Consider the following 16,183-nt stretch of genomic DNA (forward strand, 5'->3'; position numbering starts at 1 on the left):
CCTGTCAAAAGCGGAAGATAGTACCCGTCTGAGCGTAAAGCTCACAGACGTTGGGAAAGGTCTTCTGCCAGCCAATGGACCGGTTCTGCCACACACCATCCATCGTCGCCGTGACCGAGCCTTGCTCAGCGCACCCGCGGCGCGGGCGACTAGGGAGACGATCGAGGTCGCCGTCAACGGCATCAATCGCGGCACACGCAGCCTCACCGTATGGGTGGCCCTCCGTCGAGCTCGGACACTGCATGAAAACGGCCTTCAACGAAGCGCCCCCGTGGGCCGTGACGGAGAGGAAGACCGAGTTCGGCCGGGTAGCACCGTAGGCCGGGATGGCTGAGAAGATGACACCAGCACAAAGACCAGCATTGGCGACCAGCAGAGGCAGGCGCATCGACGCTCCAAGCGCTTCGTAGCGTAAAGTAGTTATAAGACTACAGTAAGTATTAGCTCTCTGTCTGGTATCTCCCCAGCCAGCCCCACAGAGACGGAGCCCCTTCTCGCGGAGCTGGGGACTCCAGAGATGCGGTGCTGTCCCATGGGAACGGGATCGCCCGGCGGCTCGCAGGGAATGCCAACCCCATAAATCACCACAGCAAGATCAAAGCCGCGGAACACTCCGAGAGCCGGCAGCTACGCTACGCCACGTAACGATCAAGAGCATCGGGGAGCCGGGCATGCCTGATAAGGGTGAACGACCACGTGGACGAGTGCGCGCCAGAACGCTGCTGCAGGTAGGCGGAGTCACCGCCATAGCAATCGCAGCCGCGATAGCTCTGGGCGGCGCGGGGACAGACACATCCGGCGCTCGACAGGGCTCCTCCCCTCAAGTGGCGGACGCTCGGCACGACGTCACCGGCAACAGTGCCTCCATGTCTTCTTGGCCGGAGCGCAAGATGACCATCTCATCCACCTCCGCGACACGAGTGACACTGGCCCTCCAGCGCCCAAGGATCGCCGAACGAGGCGACGGCAGGGGCCTCGTCAAGGACGTCCGCCCGGCCAGAAACCTTGAGTTGCACAGTCATCACCGGCTCCTCCGCCCACGGCCATCGGACGACCCCGCAGCCGAGCACCGCTCCCCGCGGTCGGATTCTCGATCTAAGCGCGCACCGAGCCACCCGCGCCCGACCTGGTCGGACGCTATCGGACTCGGAGGGACCCCATCGCTGATCGACATGAAGTGCGACGAGTTGTTCCCCGCTCACAGAAGTGAGTTCCGGATTCGCAACGTCGCTTGTCATAAGCTTCTCGGCTGATTCCACCTCCGCGATTGGGCTCCGCCGGCGAGTGCGCGGACCAGAGCCAGCGCGGTGCACCTCCGGTTGTCAGGGCCGAAACGCACGATTGACCTCCCGCCATCAGGCTAGCGGGAGGTCAGTCATGCGTTTCGGAACTCGACGGAGGTGCGGAGTAGCTCCGCATGCCCCCCTCAGCCGAGCTGGCCCGACCTCGACCTCGCGACGTAGAGGAATGGGCAGCCAGAGCCGCGACAGCCCTGGGAAACGGTCGCTTCGGACCTACAACCCGGCTTGGTGTGGACCTGTCGAATCGAATTGCATCGATGTATCAGCCGGGGCTGTCCTGCTGCAGGCCCTCGGCCTCGCAGATCACCCGTTTGGAGGGGTGCCTGACCGCGGCGGGGTAGGCGCGGCCGGGAGCCCGCAGTCCAAGTAGTTCTGGTGCACCCGCAACAAATCCCTCCAGCCCCCGCCGCCACAGGAGGAGCTCATGAGACTCCATCCAGAGCCTTGGCCGCTGCTTCCTCCACGACCCCCTCGGCCCAGATCCACGGGCCGAACTCCAGGCCGAACGGCGCGGGCTTCAACCCATCGAATCGGCCGTTCACGGCGGCCTTCTGGAACTCGGTGTACGCCCGCTTGGTGGTGCGCACCATGTGAGGGCTTTGACCTGAGGCCGCATCGTGGATCTCGATAGTGACGTTCTCCCCGTCATGCTTCGGGCGTAGCTTGTCATTCCGAATGCTGTGCAGGAGGTCAAGCCAGCATTTGGGGCCCATCGTCGCAATGTCCTCAGGATCTATCAGATCGCACATCTGGACCGTGGTCGACCGAGCCACTCGGCGAACGGCGAGGCGGTTGGGGCTCGTGGCTTCTACGTCATGCTTGGTCAACTTGTCCTCCGAAACGGTTGCTCGTGCCAGCGGCATGACATCGACAGTAGCCAGGGCGTGGATCTGCTACACCTAGCAGTAAGTGCGCAATCACCCCGGTCTCAAGGCGGCCCTCACCTGCATATTCTCGGGAGCCACCTGTCAGTACCCATTCCAATGGGTAACCTGGTGGCGCTTCCGGGAGGGGGAAGTGGGATGTCGAAGCAGAGTCAGGACTCAAGTCCGCAGGCGCGAGGACGCCGGTTGGCGCGAATCGGCAACGAATTGTGGCTAGAGACAGGATCGGTCAAAAAGGCGGCCACGGAACTGATGCGTCGCTATCCGACCATTTGCAGCCTTCAGGCGCATCGGTATGCGTGCGGCCTTTCCCAGGACCAAGCCGCCGTACGGTACAACCAGATGACCGGCCACCAGACCAGCCTGGGCGGGACATCCATCAACGCGTGGGAGACCTGGGCCCGTGAACGCGGCAGGGCCGGCTCGGCTCCTGGCTTCACCAGCCTGCTGATCCTCGCCGCCGCCTATGGGGGCGGCCCCGCAGGCGTCGTCGAGGAGGACATCTCCCCCGGCCATCTGGTCGCCGAAGCATACGAGCGCTTGGCCGTGGAAGACCAGCTTGCACTGAAGAGGTACTCCACGATTCACTCCGCAAGCCAAGCGGATACGACGGCGCCGGCGGCGGAAGGGCAAGAAGCCGAACCGGCCGCCATAGCGACAGTGGCCGACCCCGGCACCATAGGCAAGAATTTCATCATCACCGCTCCCACCGTCGAGTACGGAAACCCGGACAGATTCGTCTACTCCTTGCCCAACCCCGCCCCTGGCCAACTCCTAAATCTCGACTGGGCGTCCTTTGGCAATGGCATCGAGCGCCTCATCCACCAGATCAAGAATCTTGGCCGCCGTACCGATGTAGACGCCTGTTTCGGGATCAACGAAGCCGGACTGGTCATGGCCACCTTCCTCGCATCAGCCCAATTCGGTCGCTGTCCCATCGGTTACCTCAAATGCAACAAGAGCCGCGAATTCATCAGCCTCGACCAGGCGTCGATCTTTCCAGAGCTACCGGACGCCCCCGACATCGTTCTGTGTGATTTTGAGGTGAAACATGCCGATGTGGTCGGATTCATCTCACGAGAGATCCGCAACCAGTATCCCGGCGCGCAGATCTACTTCGCCGTATTCGGAGCGATGACCAAGGGGAAGCTCGAAGTCGATAACTTCGACGATCTCACCGGCGCGAGCATCATGCGAGCGGCAAACATCAAGGCGGTGTTCGTCGCTGCGACGATGAGCCCTCCAGGCATAGAGCCACCGCTGGAGCTGCGCTGAACAGTATGGAGGTCCTCTAGTGACAACCCCTCCCATCCTCCCCGGCCTCACCCAAGGCCTTGCCGAACTGGTCGCGCAGGTGATCGGGGAGATCCGGCCACGCCTCATCCAGGCCGCGCTCTCCGGTGAACGATCAGAAGCCGCCAACCAACGTCACGTCGGCAACTTCCTGTCCGCACATGACCTGTGGATGCACGAGCGTTACCGGGAGCTTCTGACTTCGATCATCTCCTCGTACATCTACGCCTCCGAAGAGGCCGACCCGCAGGTCATCGGAGATGACCCGGACCCGGACCTGTGTGTTCTGGTCGATCCGCTCGACACCAGCGAGCTGGCCGTCCGCGCGCTCTACGGATACACACACGTCATGGTGTACTCCCGCAGCCTCGCCCGGCCCATCGCCGCGGTGGTGGGCGACATCTTTCACCACCTGCAGATTTACCTCGCCGCCCGCGACGAGGACGGCAACGACCACGCGTTCGTCTACACACAGGACGGCAAGGCACACGAGCTGAAGCTCCACCGCTTCGCAGAACTGCGCGAGGCATTGATCACGAATTACCTCATGAAGCCCGCCGAACGACTTCAGCCACTCGGCCGACAGACCCACCTGCTCGACGCGCTGAGTCAGCCCGCCGCCGACGGCGCGACTCGTGGCCGCATCGGAGTCGACTTCGGGTCCGTTAGTCTGTGCCACGTCGCGGCCGGCTTCACCGACGCCTCCATCGAGTTCGCCAAAGGCTTCGCCGTCTGGGACCTGGCGCCAGGGCACTACATCCTCGACGCCGCAGGGGGCGTAGTCCTCGATCTCGAAGGCGACCCCATCCCCCTGGACTACCAGTTCGCCAGCCTGGCTGACATCAATAGGGCCATGGACCGTCGACAGAAGTTCGTGGCCGCTTCCAGCATGCCCCTCGCCCGGGACATTGTTGCCTCCATCTACGACACCTAGCCTGGCGAAATGCGCTTCTGCTGGCGCCGAACATATCCGTTCATTTCAGTAACGGCGTTGTCTTACTTGTTCAGTGTCGTCTCCTGGAGTTTGTCTCTGGCTGGCGGGACCCCCACTGACCAACCCCAGGAATCCCGGCCCTCGCCATGGTGTCAGTCTTCCCCTCATGACTTCGGCCGGGGATGGAGGACTTGCAGGCCCTGCCCGGATCCTGGCCAAACCCACCAGATGAGCCCGTTTGACGCCTCGGTGCGTCGCCTAATAGGAAGGATGAACTGCTATGGGATGGGAGTCACCGCTGCCGACGGAGTTCCAGCGGCTACGGTCCAGTCCGGACGCGCACCAACGTGGGCTGAAACTGGAAGAACTTCTGGAGCGGCTCTTCCAGCAGGCGCACTTCCGCGTCCAACGCAACGCTGGCATTGCCCGTCCGCGACAGACGGACCTGGTAGCCAGCTACGGAGACCGGTGGTACCTGATCGAGGCCAAATGGGAAAACACCCCTGTAAGTGTGGACGTCCTCGACGCGGTACAGTCCCGGCTGGAGCGGGCAGCGTCGGCCGCCGTCATCGGCGTGATCATCAGCGTGTCGGGTTTCACCGACACCATCACTGAGCAGGTCATCCATTGGCGAGGCCGGCAACCCATCCTCCTGCTTGGCGAGGAAGATCTTGCGCAGGTGTTGCAAGCGCCAGAGACGTTGGCCAACCTTCTGTGGACCAAATGGGAGACGTTGGTTACCCACGGGCGCGTTCACCTGGCTACCGGAGCCCGGAACCGTCGTCAGCGCCAGCCGTCTAGCAACTTGCCAGCTTCGGACCTCACACTACTTGGCGCAGACCTGAACCCACTGCCCTACGTAAGCTCAGGAGGTGGCTACGCCGAACTCGTCTTCGTTCAAGATCTCCCCGACGTGGACTGGGTACCTGCGGACGGCAGCGGCGTCTGCCTTGACCTGCCGATCAGGGCCCTAAACGAGAACGGCCTCGCCGACCTTCTGCACGCGCTCAACTCCATGGGGTGGATAACCTCCCGGCCAAGTTGGAGCATCCAGCAGGCCACCGTGAACTGGCACGGCATAGGCGCCCGCGAATTCCTTGACACGCTGCGCGCATGGAAACAACGCAGCGACGGCTTGGAACAAATACACCATACAGAACAAGTGATGTACTTCGACGTCTGCCAGGGCGGAGGCTTTTATACCTTGGCCGCTGACGTCGCCAGTCACGCTTCCCGCGTGATCAGCCGCTGTAACGTGTCCTTTCAACTCCCGGGAATTCCTGTAGACAGTCAGCCACTCCGGCACCTGTTCGAGCAGTTCGATGCCACGGCGGCTGGCTACTTCCGCCCCCTTACCGCCCGCGCCGTCATCCGGCGTCGCGCAGAGATCAACGTACCGCTCAAGCCGGCCGGCTACCTCGTGTCCGTGGATCCATTTCTGGGCGATATGTTCGAGGCTATCCCCTGTTGCGACAAATCGTCCGGATGCCCACCTAAACCGCGCGAATGGGTCACCGCCATTTTGGCGGAGAACCCCTTCCGGCAGAACAGCAATGTGTCCGCTCCGCGGGACTGGCCGCGTTCACTCGAAGACAGCGAGCTAATCGTCTGCTCCCTGCGCTCTCATCATCCGTTGAGCAAGATCCCCAACGCTTACCATCTGGATTCCTGGGAGCACGCCCGAACCTCCGACATGCGGGCGTTCAGGCCAGTCGCCGACTGGTAGACCCCGGCAGGGAGATAGGGATTGCGTGGAACTCGAAGCTGAACGAGCAGTAATTGACCTCCGCAAGGGCGAGACGTTCGCCGAGCGGGAGGGTTGCGGTGGCGCGTCGGATGCGCCGGGATGTCGCAGGTGACATCGACAGTCTCACGCCCGTGCGCGAGTTCGGCGTAGCCGAGGTCCAATCACGCTGCCTCGCGCCTACGCCAGGGGCAATCCCGGAGGGGTGATCTAGCGGCTGACGCCGTCCTCTCGCACAAAGAGGAGCACGCTGGAGCTCCGCAGACATCGATCTTTCATCCACTCGTAGTGGTCGGCCTCGGGCGCACATTAGCCGGCGGGTTGGAGGACCTGCTGCCCATGCTGACGCTGGTTGAGATCACTGATCGCCAAAAAGTTGTACGCCGACCTGCGTCGGCTTCGGCGGCCTCGTCACTGATCCCGGGACTGGAAGAACGCCACCGGCGGCGAGGTCGGCCTCGCCGATCAGCGGCCCAGAGCACACGTCGGTCAGCAGCTGGTTCTGCTCGGGGTGCAGCAGGACGCATCCGGTTAGGACGGAAAGGAGCGCTAGGAATTCGAGTGTCAATTCACGGTTCCAGGAGAGCTGTGTGATGTCGTCCAGAGCGGATGTCCGACGCTTGTTTCGAGGCTGGATGGTCCGATCGTTCAACCATCGCCACACGATGCGCCGGCCGGAAACCGTGTAATCGACTACCTCTTGACGTACGGGGGCGAATTTCCCGCTGCCCACGATGAGTGTCTGCGCTTCGGGGTCGTAATCGAGATGCTCTCCGAGTCGCTCGGGGAGTGCCTTGACAGCGGACAAGCACTTGACGCCGAACCGTTCGATAAGGGCACGTTCTGAACGTCCCCGTCCCGCGGCGGGATCGACGCAGCGACTGCCATAGGTGTGCAGCCAGAGGATCTCGCGTCCGATCGTCACCGCGCGCTTCCACAATGTTGAATCCTGGGTAAGCGGAACACGAACGCCCGGTTGTCGAAGATGCTCCCGGAATCGGCGTACGAATCCGGGGTGGGCGGTGATCGCCGCGATATACGCCAGCACGTCTTCTACGCAGACGGGAGCACCCAGCCGGATGCGGAGGTGTTCGAGCAAGCCCGGGGTCATGTTGGAAGCGTCGGCCAGGCAATCGCGCCAGAGCGGACGCACCCCGCCGCCGCCCCAACCGTCGAAGTGATGCAGATCGGGGATGAGATGGGAAAAGACCAGAGCCGGGCCGTCAGTGATCTCGTGGGCGTCCTGCTCGGAAACGTAGATCTGGTAATCGGATCGGACTTGCCAGAGCGGCGGACGGGCCATGACAAGGAGTCGGTTGTCGGGGATGAGCCATTGCCGGTCGAACGAGCGGTAAGCAACCTGGATCGGCTCGGGACACGGCCCCGATTCCTCTGCCAGCGAGTACTGGACTGGCGGGAACCCAGGCAGTGGGTCCACTCTGCTGTGCAGCGTGCGGTCTCGCCCCTCTCGAAAGAATTCACGCTGGTCCTCGGTCGATGCCGCGAGGAATGTCTGCCACCGGGCCTGCAGGACCTCGGCGGTGGGTGCGTAGACCCATGTTCGTCCGGGGGTGACACCTCTCGACCGCCACGGCATCAGGTCACCGAGCGAGGGGAACGCCGTCCATTGCGGGTCGGTGGCTGGGAAGAAGGAGTCCTGCCACCCGGTACCGCAGGTGTGCCAGCGCGATCCTGTCGTCGTCAACTGCGCTAGCGCGGCTGTCTTCTCCTCACGCGTTCCCTGCAACGCTAGATGGCGCACCATCGCTGGGTTCCCCGCGTCCGAGTGGGCTGTCCTGGCGAAGACGAGGATGGCGAGTTGGCGCCCGACATCGGGCCCGAGGACCCGGGTGGCGATCGGCGGGCGGTTCCCTTCCGGTGTGAGCTCGATGACCCAGCCCAGGTCACACGTGCGTCGCAGGTATTGGCGCAACCCTCTGAAGGCCGCGCCCTTGATCACGCTGGAGGGGACGATGAACGCAACCACGCCTTCTGGCAATCGATGTTCGGCCTCGAACACCTTCCAGGTTGCCCAGCGCAGGAAATACCACGGCATTCCATGTAGGTCAGATTCATATCGGCCGAGGCCGCCGGCTCGGAACTCGTCAAGCGAGGGACGGTCAACCGTGGCTTCGAGCCGGGGTGTTCCTTTGCGAGGGCGTTCGATCCATTCAGCTCGGCCTTTGGCGTTCTCCACATGTGGCGGGTTCCCGATCACTACCATTACAGGGATCCTGCGCTTGATGCCATTCGCCTTGTCCCGCGCTTCCTCCATCACTCGGTACGGGGCGCCCAGCGTTGGCTGCACATGGTGCGGGTCAGCTAACGCGTCGCTGAGAAACCGTAGAGCCTCAGTCGGAGTCTCCACCGCGAACCGACTCCGGAACGAACCATGGATACGCAGTTCAGCCACCGCGTACGGGGCAACTTGGATCTCGAACCCGATCAGCCGGTCCGTGACCAGGTCATTGACGTAATCCTCTCGAGACCCATGCCCGAGCTTGTCGGCAACCCGGTCCGCGACACAGCCAATGACCTCGACCAGGAAGGTACCGGTTCCCATCGCCGGGTCGACGACCACCACGTCGTCGTCGGCGAACCCCCACTCCTTACCAAGGTGCTCACGAAGCACCTCGTCTACAAATCGGACAAGATGGCGGGCTACGTCGACTGGGGTGTAGTAAGAGCCGGTGTCCTTACGGAGCATAGGGTCATAGCTCGCGAGGAAACGTTCGTAGAGGTAGGCGTAGGCGTCTACCGGGCTAACGTCGAGCGTCTGCAGGTCCGCGACGCTGATCACTCGGCGGAGGGTCTCGATGGTGTTGAGCTCATCGTCGGCCCCGCTGGTAAGTACCGCGAAAGCCTGCCCCATCAGCAGGTGCCGTTTGCCCAGCTTCCGAGCAATCTCCTGGTAGGACTCGCCGACCAGGTCAATACCATCTGAGCGGGCCAGCAGCAGCGCGAACGTGACAGTCTGTGCGAAAGCGTCGGCGAAGCGCTCATGGTCGAGCCCAGGAAACAGCAGCTTCCGCCAGTCGTCGGCCAACAGCGCCAGCCGCATCTGGGAGCGCTTCTTCAACGGGTCGCTGATCGCGGCGTACACCTCGTCCTTCAGCAGGCCACACAGTCCTCCGATGATCTTCACAAGGGAGCCGAGCGTCCGAGGCGACTCCGGCTCCCAGAGCATGAACCGCCGGACGACGCCTACCAGTTCAGCGACGGCCGGCACCGCCGGACGACGCAACTCCGCAACAGTGTTCGCCAACCTGACAATCGGCGAGATCCGCTCGCCGAACGAGTACTGCGCCCACGTAACCCCGTCCGAGTACACCACATTGGGCAGCGCGGAGAGCTTGCCCCACTGCTCCAGATCCCGCTTGTCGGGGCGCCACTCTGGCGCACCTGGCACCCCCTTGCCAGGCCTCTTCAACTCGACGTAACCGACGCGGACCTGTCCGATGTTCACCGCGTAGTCCGGCCGCGCCCGCAGATGCTTCAGTCGCACCTCGCCGTAGGGGATCGCCTCGACACCAATCAAGGCGCCGAGGTCGCGCAGCAGGGTCTCCAACGGCCCACGGAACTGGTCCTCCTCTGCACCACCCAGCCCCCGCTTCTCCGCCACCACCCGGCCGAACTTGGCAACGATCGCGTACGCACTGGCTGCGGTGTCGAGCTTGGGGACGCGGGCCACGTTCACCTCCGGTCGATGACCAGCACCCCACTCACTGTGACCGCCGCACCAGGATCCATCAAGATACGAAATGGAAACCACGCTGTTGAGCGTGGGAAGATCGCCCGATGTGATCTGGTGGCTGCAGACGGAGGAGGCCGCCGATACGCAACCCGAAGACGTGGCGTCCCTTCTCTGCTTGCGGGCAGTCAGTGAGGGAAATGTCAGTAGTGCCAGGAATAATGAAGTTCAGAAGGGGAGGTGCGATGTCTCACGACGTTCCAGACCTCGATCATCAGTCCTTGCCTTCACCCAATGGCTGCCGCTGGTGTGGCGTGGATGAGCGCGATCACGCCCAGCGGTGGAAGCCGCCTGTGGGCTGGCACCGTTGGGCGGAGCCCACGTCCGATCAGCGCAAGGAGCGTATGCGAGCACGACGAGACCGGCGTGCTCGCCGACAGGATCCTGACGCCTGCGCTACTCCGCTTGTCGCATGAGCTCCGTGAATATCTCCCTGAGCTGGGGAGGCACCTGCTCGGCCTGAGTAAGAGACGACGCCAATTGGTACATCATCTCCGGCTTGCCACCGGGCCCCGCCTCACTTTCCCGTTGAAGTAGACCGTGAACTTCTTTGCTGAACTTGCCGTTCCCGCGCAGGGCTTTGAAGTCTTCAGCGTGCCACTGTCCAGATGTTCTGGGCCAGATGGTGTTGGCGACGTCGGCCCAGACCTCGTCGTTGAAGAGTTCCTCGAACTCGTTCAGCTTCTGTGGCTCACCGAGGAATCTGACGATGTCGTCGTGGGCCTGCCCGAAGCGCGTCCTGAGCCGCTCCGACTTGAAGATAGTCAGATTCCTGCTGTCAGCGTCGATCATGAGCATGACCGATCGCTGATGCTCGACCAGATAGCTGGCCAAGTGCAGGGCTCCTTCGTTGTTGTTGCACGCCCAAAGAGCGATGCCGGCTGCCTGTAGCGCAAGCCCCTGCGACAAGCGGAACAACACGGGGATGGCCTGTTGCTCTGAGGGACCTTCGACAGCAAGGAAGACGCGCTCATGCAACAACACCGAGTTTCTTAGCCCTAGGGACGCCGCTAGGTGCTGCAGATGCCGGTCGATGGCGCCGTGCTCGTCGGTCCCGAGCCGTTCCATGACGGTTCGGCCACCGTGATCAAGCTTGAGATTGACCACATCGGCGATGTCGACGCCGTCGATCAGGTTCATGGAGTGCGTGGCTACCATGACGCCGACGTGAGCAAGCGCGCTCTGTTCCCTGATCAACTGCATGATCTTACGCTGGTAGCCGTAGTCGAGATGCGTGTCAGGCTCGTCATAGACGATGATCATTTGAGGCCGTGAGGGGACAGGCTCCTCCGACACATCCGCGGTCTCGGCGGCGAGGTCCTGCTCGGTCTGGAGAAACTTGCTTGTCCACTCCCAGATCGCCAGCGAGATGCGCCGGGCGCTGCCCTGTCCCGAGCGCTCGAGGCCCACATGCTCCCCGGAAGCGCGAGCGATGCGCAGCGGAGCAGCTCTCAACCCCTGGGAAAAGGACACCTCAGGCTCAACGAAGACCTCCTTGAGGTCGGGACACCGGCTCAGAATGTGGTCGCACAACGCTTGGGCGTCTGCCTGGAGACTCTCCTTGACCTGGGCCTGAATCTCGTTCAGCTGCCCCTGCAGAGTCTCGTCGGCCAGATGCGTCTGAAAGCAGCCTTGCAGCACGGAACGCACCGCTTCGTTGGGCTCAGAGGATCGTCCGTCGAAAGGCAGCACGGTGGGCATGCGGGTCTCCAAGCCTGGAGGAGCCTGAACCCATCCTTCAGGGCCAGAGTGGAGGGCCGCGTACTCGCGTAGGGCCAGCTCAATGTCCGCCTTCTTGGTGCCGGATGGGGACAGGCCCAACTCGTTGGCCAGCGCTTTGAGTTCAGGCACCTTGTACGAGGACAGATCGCGCAGGCGCTCATCCCGCGGAACCGGCAGCCAGCACTCTAGACGCGAGACGAGGTCAGCGCCTGCCGAGCGCCGCAGTCGAATGGTGGCCCCGAGACCGAACGTCTTCTGCTCCCATTCGTCGAGCGCGAACACGCCTTCGACCTCGGTCAACTCGCATCGCGACAGCGAGTCAGACGACGACAAGTACGTGCGATCGTCATCTTCCAGAGGGGATCGACCAACCAGGTAGCTCAGGGCCGCGAGGATCGCGCTCTTCCCGCCGTCGTTCGGGCCGGCCAGGATCGTCGGCTTGCTGACAGGAATGCCGTCAAGTCGCAGCAGAGAGCGGAATCCCCTGACGGAGAAGCAAGTGAGCAACACGCGCTGTAAGCTCCGATCGCGGGGAGGGGTGGGAAAGGATGTACAATCGCCTTCGATTCAGGCGATAGTCACTCCAGCCTCAGATACAACATCGTAGAACGCCTACGCAGTCGAACGTTCACGCTTTGCGCGACACGCCGGAAGGCCTCGTAGGCGATCACGAAACCGAGGAATGCGCGGATCGCATCTTCCCGGACGGCTTCGCTTAAGCGGCCCGCGGTGTCGCGCGGATCGTTCCAGAGTGGCTGCTGATCGGCTTGCCGTAGCAGACGCGGTGCCAGGACCACAACGGTGAGCAGCCTGACGACGTGCCGCTTCGACAGCCCGCGAAGCGGGATGAGGCCTGCGGGATCAGGAACAGTCGGGCGCACCGGAACGATTCAAAGCTTCACAACTGCAGCACCTCAGTGACGACGATGGTCACGTCGTCGTGGTGCTGTTGGAGCGATGTCCATGGGTCGCCGAAACCGACTGTTTTCTGTGCGAACAGCTCGGCGGCACGACCGTAGGGTGGCAGGGAGCGAGCCTCACTCGTGCATTGGCGGCGAGCTGCCGCTCCAAGACCATGACCTGGTGGCGTGTCGGATGAAGCCTCAGGCTGTGGCAAGGAATGCTTCCAGCGGGATTAGCGCGACGAGCGCAGACTGTCGGAGCCTCTGCGTAGGCTGGCGGGGTGCCAGCACCAGCAAGCCGCAGGAAAAGGGTTGCCCAGCAGACAATCATCGGTGAGGGTGGCGTTGCGCTCATCGCTCAGCGCGTGAACGGCATGGGCTTCCTGTACCACGACCGTCGCGTGGATCACGGCATCGACGGAGAGATCGAGCTTGTCGGTCCGGGCGGTGAAGCGCTGAACCGGATCGTCATGGTCCAGAGCAAGGCGAGTAACCTTCGACACTCATACGAATCTGATGACAGCTTCCAATGGACTGCTGATTCTGCCGACCTTGAGTACTGGCTGAGCGGAAATGCACCGGTGATCGTCGTGCTCTCCCGGCCCAAGGACAATGAAGCGTGGTGGTTCGATGTCCATACCGAGTTCGGCGACCCCCGACGCCGAGCTGAGCGCACCGTCACGATCAACAAACACACGCAAGTGTTCGGCCCATCAGCCGCAGCCGACATCTTCCGCCTGGGCACGCCGCGCGACTCCGGCCTCTTCCTCGCCTCGCCACCCAAGAAGGAACTTCTGACCAGCAACCTCCTTCCGATTGCATCATGGCCAGAGACATTGTCTATCGCGCCAACCACGGTCAGTTCCTACAAGGAAGCCTGGGAAAAGGTGAAAGCCGCTGAGGGCCGCTGCACTGACGGTTGGATTCTTCACGACGGCCTGCTGATCAGCTTCGGCGAGCTCCGTTCCGACCCGCTACGCCAGCTCCATGACGGCGGCGTCGAATGCCATGACAGTGCCGAGTGGGCGTTCAGTGATGACGATGACATAACCCACCGGTTCGCCGACCTTCTGCGCTGTACGCTGATTGCCGACCGAGGCCGAGATCTGCAATGGCATCAATCCCGCGATCACCTGCACTTCCGCGCGACACGCGACCTGCGCGCCCGCAAGGAAGGCCGCGGCCAAGGCCACCGCGGCAGGACGGTCTTCGCCCCACACCCCAGCAAGACCGACGAGACGCGTGTTGCCTACTACCACCACGCAGCGCTCAAACCACGATTCCGCCGCATTGGCGACACCTGGTACTGCCAGTTGGGGGTCGACTACTGCTTCACGCTGGACGGCCGGACCGAAGCGTCGTTCGCCGATAGCCTTCTGGCCGGGATCAAACGTCTCGACCGCCATCCAGCGGTCCACGGATGGACCCTGATGTGGGAACGCTACCTACAAGGGGACCTCCTGACATCCGATACGAAGCTTGCCTTCGAATCCCTGCTGACCTTCGAGGTAGACCGCGGCATCGACGACAATTGGTGGGGACCGGCACCCACCCAGGCCGCGGCTGAAGACGAGGCCCCAGTTCGTCCAGATCCTGAGCTCGAACAGCAACTCAAGGAAGCCGGCGTAGACCACGAAGACCTTTTCACCCTCCTGGAAGAACCCTTGATGCCATCTGAGAAAGCGCCCGGCCCACAGCGTCGGTCGACGAGGCGCCGCTAATGTGGGCAGAGGTTCTCGACGAGCCGGAACTTGAGTTCGGGAGCGCTCAGCGTCACGTCGACCCGCGCTTTGGAATCTCTACATTCGGGCCCGCCGACCTCGGCCTCCCGAGTGCGCCAACAACGATTCGCCTCGGTTTGGTCGGCTCTCGCGATCAGCTTGACGGTCTCAGACGATGGATGGACCGCTGCACGAAACCCATCGCAGCCAAGGACGCCAAATACCCGCATCTGTTCCCTGCGTTCCCCGGATGCGACAGCGGCGTAGGGCTGTTCACTACCTTCACCTTCGCCGATCGCAACTGCCGCGAAGTACCCGACCGCGAACTCAGCCGGGCGGCAAGCCTGCCAGGTGAGCTCGCAGTTAGCGCCGTGGTCGACGCCTACATGGACGAAATTGAGGCAATCGCCGAAGACAACCGGGTCGACGTCATCGTCGTCGCCCGCCCAGACGACCTCAACGACGTCAACCTTCCCTCATCCAAGAACGGGATCACCACCAACTTTCACGATCTCCTCAAAGCGCGCGCGCTCCCCCTTGGCAAGCCTTTGCAGATCATGCGGCGCAGTACGTGGGATGAGACCGCACCACCACCACCCAACCGCAGTCGCCAAGATGAGGCCACCCGTGCCTGGAACGTTCACGTGGCGCTCTACTACAAGGCCGGCGGCGTACCCTGGAGACTCCAACGATCCTCAACCGACCTATCCACCTGCTACGTCGGGATCTCGTTCTACCGCTCAGGCGGTACTGACACGCTAGACACCGCCGTGGCTCACATCTTCAATGAACTCGGCGACGGGGTCATCGTCCGCGGCGGAACCGCCCACGTCAGCAAGGAAGACCGCCAACCTCATCTCATAGGTGCCGACGCCCGCCAACTGCTCCTCAACGCCCTCACCGTCTACAAACGCGAGCACCGGACGCTGCCCGCTCGAGTTGTCGTCCACAAGTCGTCCCGCTTCACCAGCGACGAGAAGGATGGCTTCAACGCCGCAGCCGACGAGCGCGACCTACACGCCCTCGACCTCGTCTGGATCACCAGCAGCGAGAACGCCCTGCTGTTCCGGCCCGGCTCAGCCCCGCCCTTACGGGGAACGTTCATGTCGCTCAGCAAATATGAACACCTGATTTACACTCGAGGCAGCGTCGATTTCTACTCCACTTACCCCGGTATGTACGTTCCTCGGCCCCTCGGGCTCCGTACGGCACAGCTATCCGTCAGTCCCCGCGAACTCGGTGTCGAGACACTCGCACTTAGCAAGATGAACTGGAACCAATCTCGCCTCGACGGACGCTCTCCCATCACCCTGCAAACCGCTGACCAAGTTAAACAGATCCTTCGCTTCTGCAATCCAGAACGCGACATCGCCACTCGATACGCCCAGTACATGTAGCAGTACTCCGCCTGCCGAAAACTACATCCATGCTGTTCAGGCTGCGGGCGGGTACTCGTGGAGGACGTGTACCGCTTCAAAACTCGTGCAGCGCCAGGAACTACCTCCTGACGCTCACCCTCATCGACAAAGCGAACCACGTACTTGTTGGACTTGGCCGCCCGCTCAACAATATCCACCCGCTCCACAGGACAGGTGTGATCACGCGCCCTGCCGCGGTAAGCCCAGATGTCCCCCACCTTCATGGCCTCATTCAAGGCCAGGCCCTGCCAGTCTGCCTTGTGAACCGACGAATCTACCGATTCACAAATCACCCACTTTGCTCGTGGGTTCCGTCATTCCGGCATGGCGCGAGGTCGAGCAAGGGCCGCGGCAGGTGCCGGACACCATGGCCTCGCCGGAAGTTGTGGGAGTGTCAACTTAACGGCTGATCTTGGTTGTTGAAGTGTTCAGAGGTTGGCAGGGGTGAGGCGGCCTTCGAAGGCGATCTGGAAGGCGTTCAACGGTGCCTTCCAGCGCATGGTCCATCTCTTG

The 16,183-nt window shown here is 62.6% G+C and carries 10 protein-coding genes; 5 read left to right on the top strand and 5 right to left on the bottom strand.

What is annotated here, in order from left to right; all coding sequences use genetic code 11:
* Positions 1-4: 4 nt before the first annotated feature.
* Entirely contained in the window at positions 5-388 is a 384-nt protein-coding gene (locus ABD292_RS49165) for an SSI family serine proteinase inhibitor (RefSeq protein ID WP_425565255.1), read from the bottom strand.
* A gap of 1,335 nt (positions 389-1,723) precedes the next feature.
* A complete protein-coding gene (locus ABD292_RS48135; protein ID WP_344220097.1) occupies positions 1,724-2,164 on the bottom strand; it encodes a hypothetical protein in 441 nt (146 codons plus the stop codon).
* Between the two features lie 207 nt (positions 2,165-2,371).
* Here ABD292_RS48135 and ABD292_RS48140 point away from each other — a divergent pair, with 207 nt between their 5' ends.
* From ABD292_RS48140 to ABD292_RS48150, 3 genes are all read left to right on the top strand, one after another.
* The gene (locus ABD292_RS48140; RefSeq protein WP_344220099.1) at positions 2,372-3,460 is read left to right on the top strand and encodes a hypothetical protein; all 1,089 of its coding nucleotides are present in this window, start codon (positions 2,372-2,374) and stop codon (positions 3,458-3,460) included.
* A 19-nt stretch (positions 3,461-3,479) separates the two neighbouring features.
* Positions 3,480-4,412, top strand: coding sequence for an inositol monophosphatase family protein (locus ABD292_RS48145; RefSeq protein ID WP_344220101.1), 933 nt, complete (start codon positions 3,480-3,482; stop codon positions 4,410-4,412).
* 280 nt (positions 4,413-4,692) lie between these two features.
* Positions 4,693-6,138, top strand: coding sequence for a restriction endonuclease (locus ABD292_RS48150; protein WP_344220103.1), 1,446 nt, complete (start codon positions 4,693-4,695; stop codon positions 6,136-6,138).
* Between the two features lie 376 nt (positions 6,139-6,514).
* Here ABD292_RS48150 and ABD292_RS48155 read toward each other — a convergent pair whose 3' ends face one another.
* From ABD292_RS48155 to ABD292_RS48165, 3 genes are all read right to left on the bottom strand, one after another.
* Entirely contained in the window at positions 6,515-9,853 is a 3,339-nt protein-coding gene (locus ABD292_RS48155) for a type ISP restriction/modification enzyme (RefSeq protein WP_344220105.1), read from the bottom strand.
* A gap of 450 nt (positions 9,854-10,303) precedes the next feature.
* Positions 10,304-12,139, bottom strand: coding sequence for an ATP-dependent nuclease (locus ABD292_RS48160; protein WP_344220107.1), 1,836 nt, complete (start codon positions 12,137-12,139; stop codon positions 10,304-10,306).
* 68 nt (positions 12,140-12,207) lie between these two features.
* A complete protein-coding gene (locus tag ABD292_RS48165; protein WP_344220109.1) occupies positions 12,208-12,510 on the bottom strand; it encodes a hypothetical protein in 303 nt (100 codons plus the stop codon).
* 302 nt (positions 12,511-12,812) lie between these two features.
* Between ABD292_RS48165 and ABD292_RS48170 the strand changes: the two genes are divergently transcribed.
* Positions 12,813-14,252: a DUF4365 domain-containing protein gene (locus ABD292_RS48170; protein ID WP_344220111.1), complete on the top strand. Its 1,440-nt coding sequence runs from the start codon at positions 12,813-12,815 to the stop codon at positions 14,250-14,252.
* Positions 14,253-14,431: 179 nt separating this feature from the next.
* Positions 14,432-15,649 (top strand): argonaute/piwi family protein, encoded by a 1,218-nt coding sequence (locus tag ABD292_RS48175; protein ID WP_344220113.1) that lies wholly within the window; start codon positions 14,432-14,434, stop codon positions 15,647-15,649.
* Positions 15,650-16,183 lie beyond the last annotated feature (534 nt).

Source organism: Nonomuraea bangladeshensis (genome assembly GCF_039529455.1).
Classification (GTDB): Bacteria; Actinomycetota; Actinomycetes; order Streptosporangiales; family Streptosporangiaceae; genus Nonomuraea; species Nonomuraea bangladeshensis.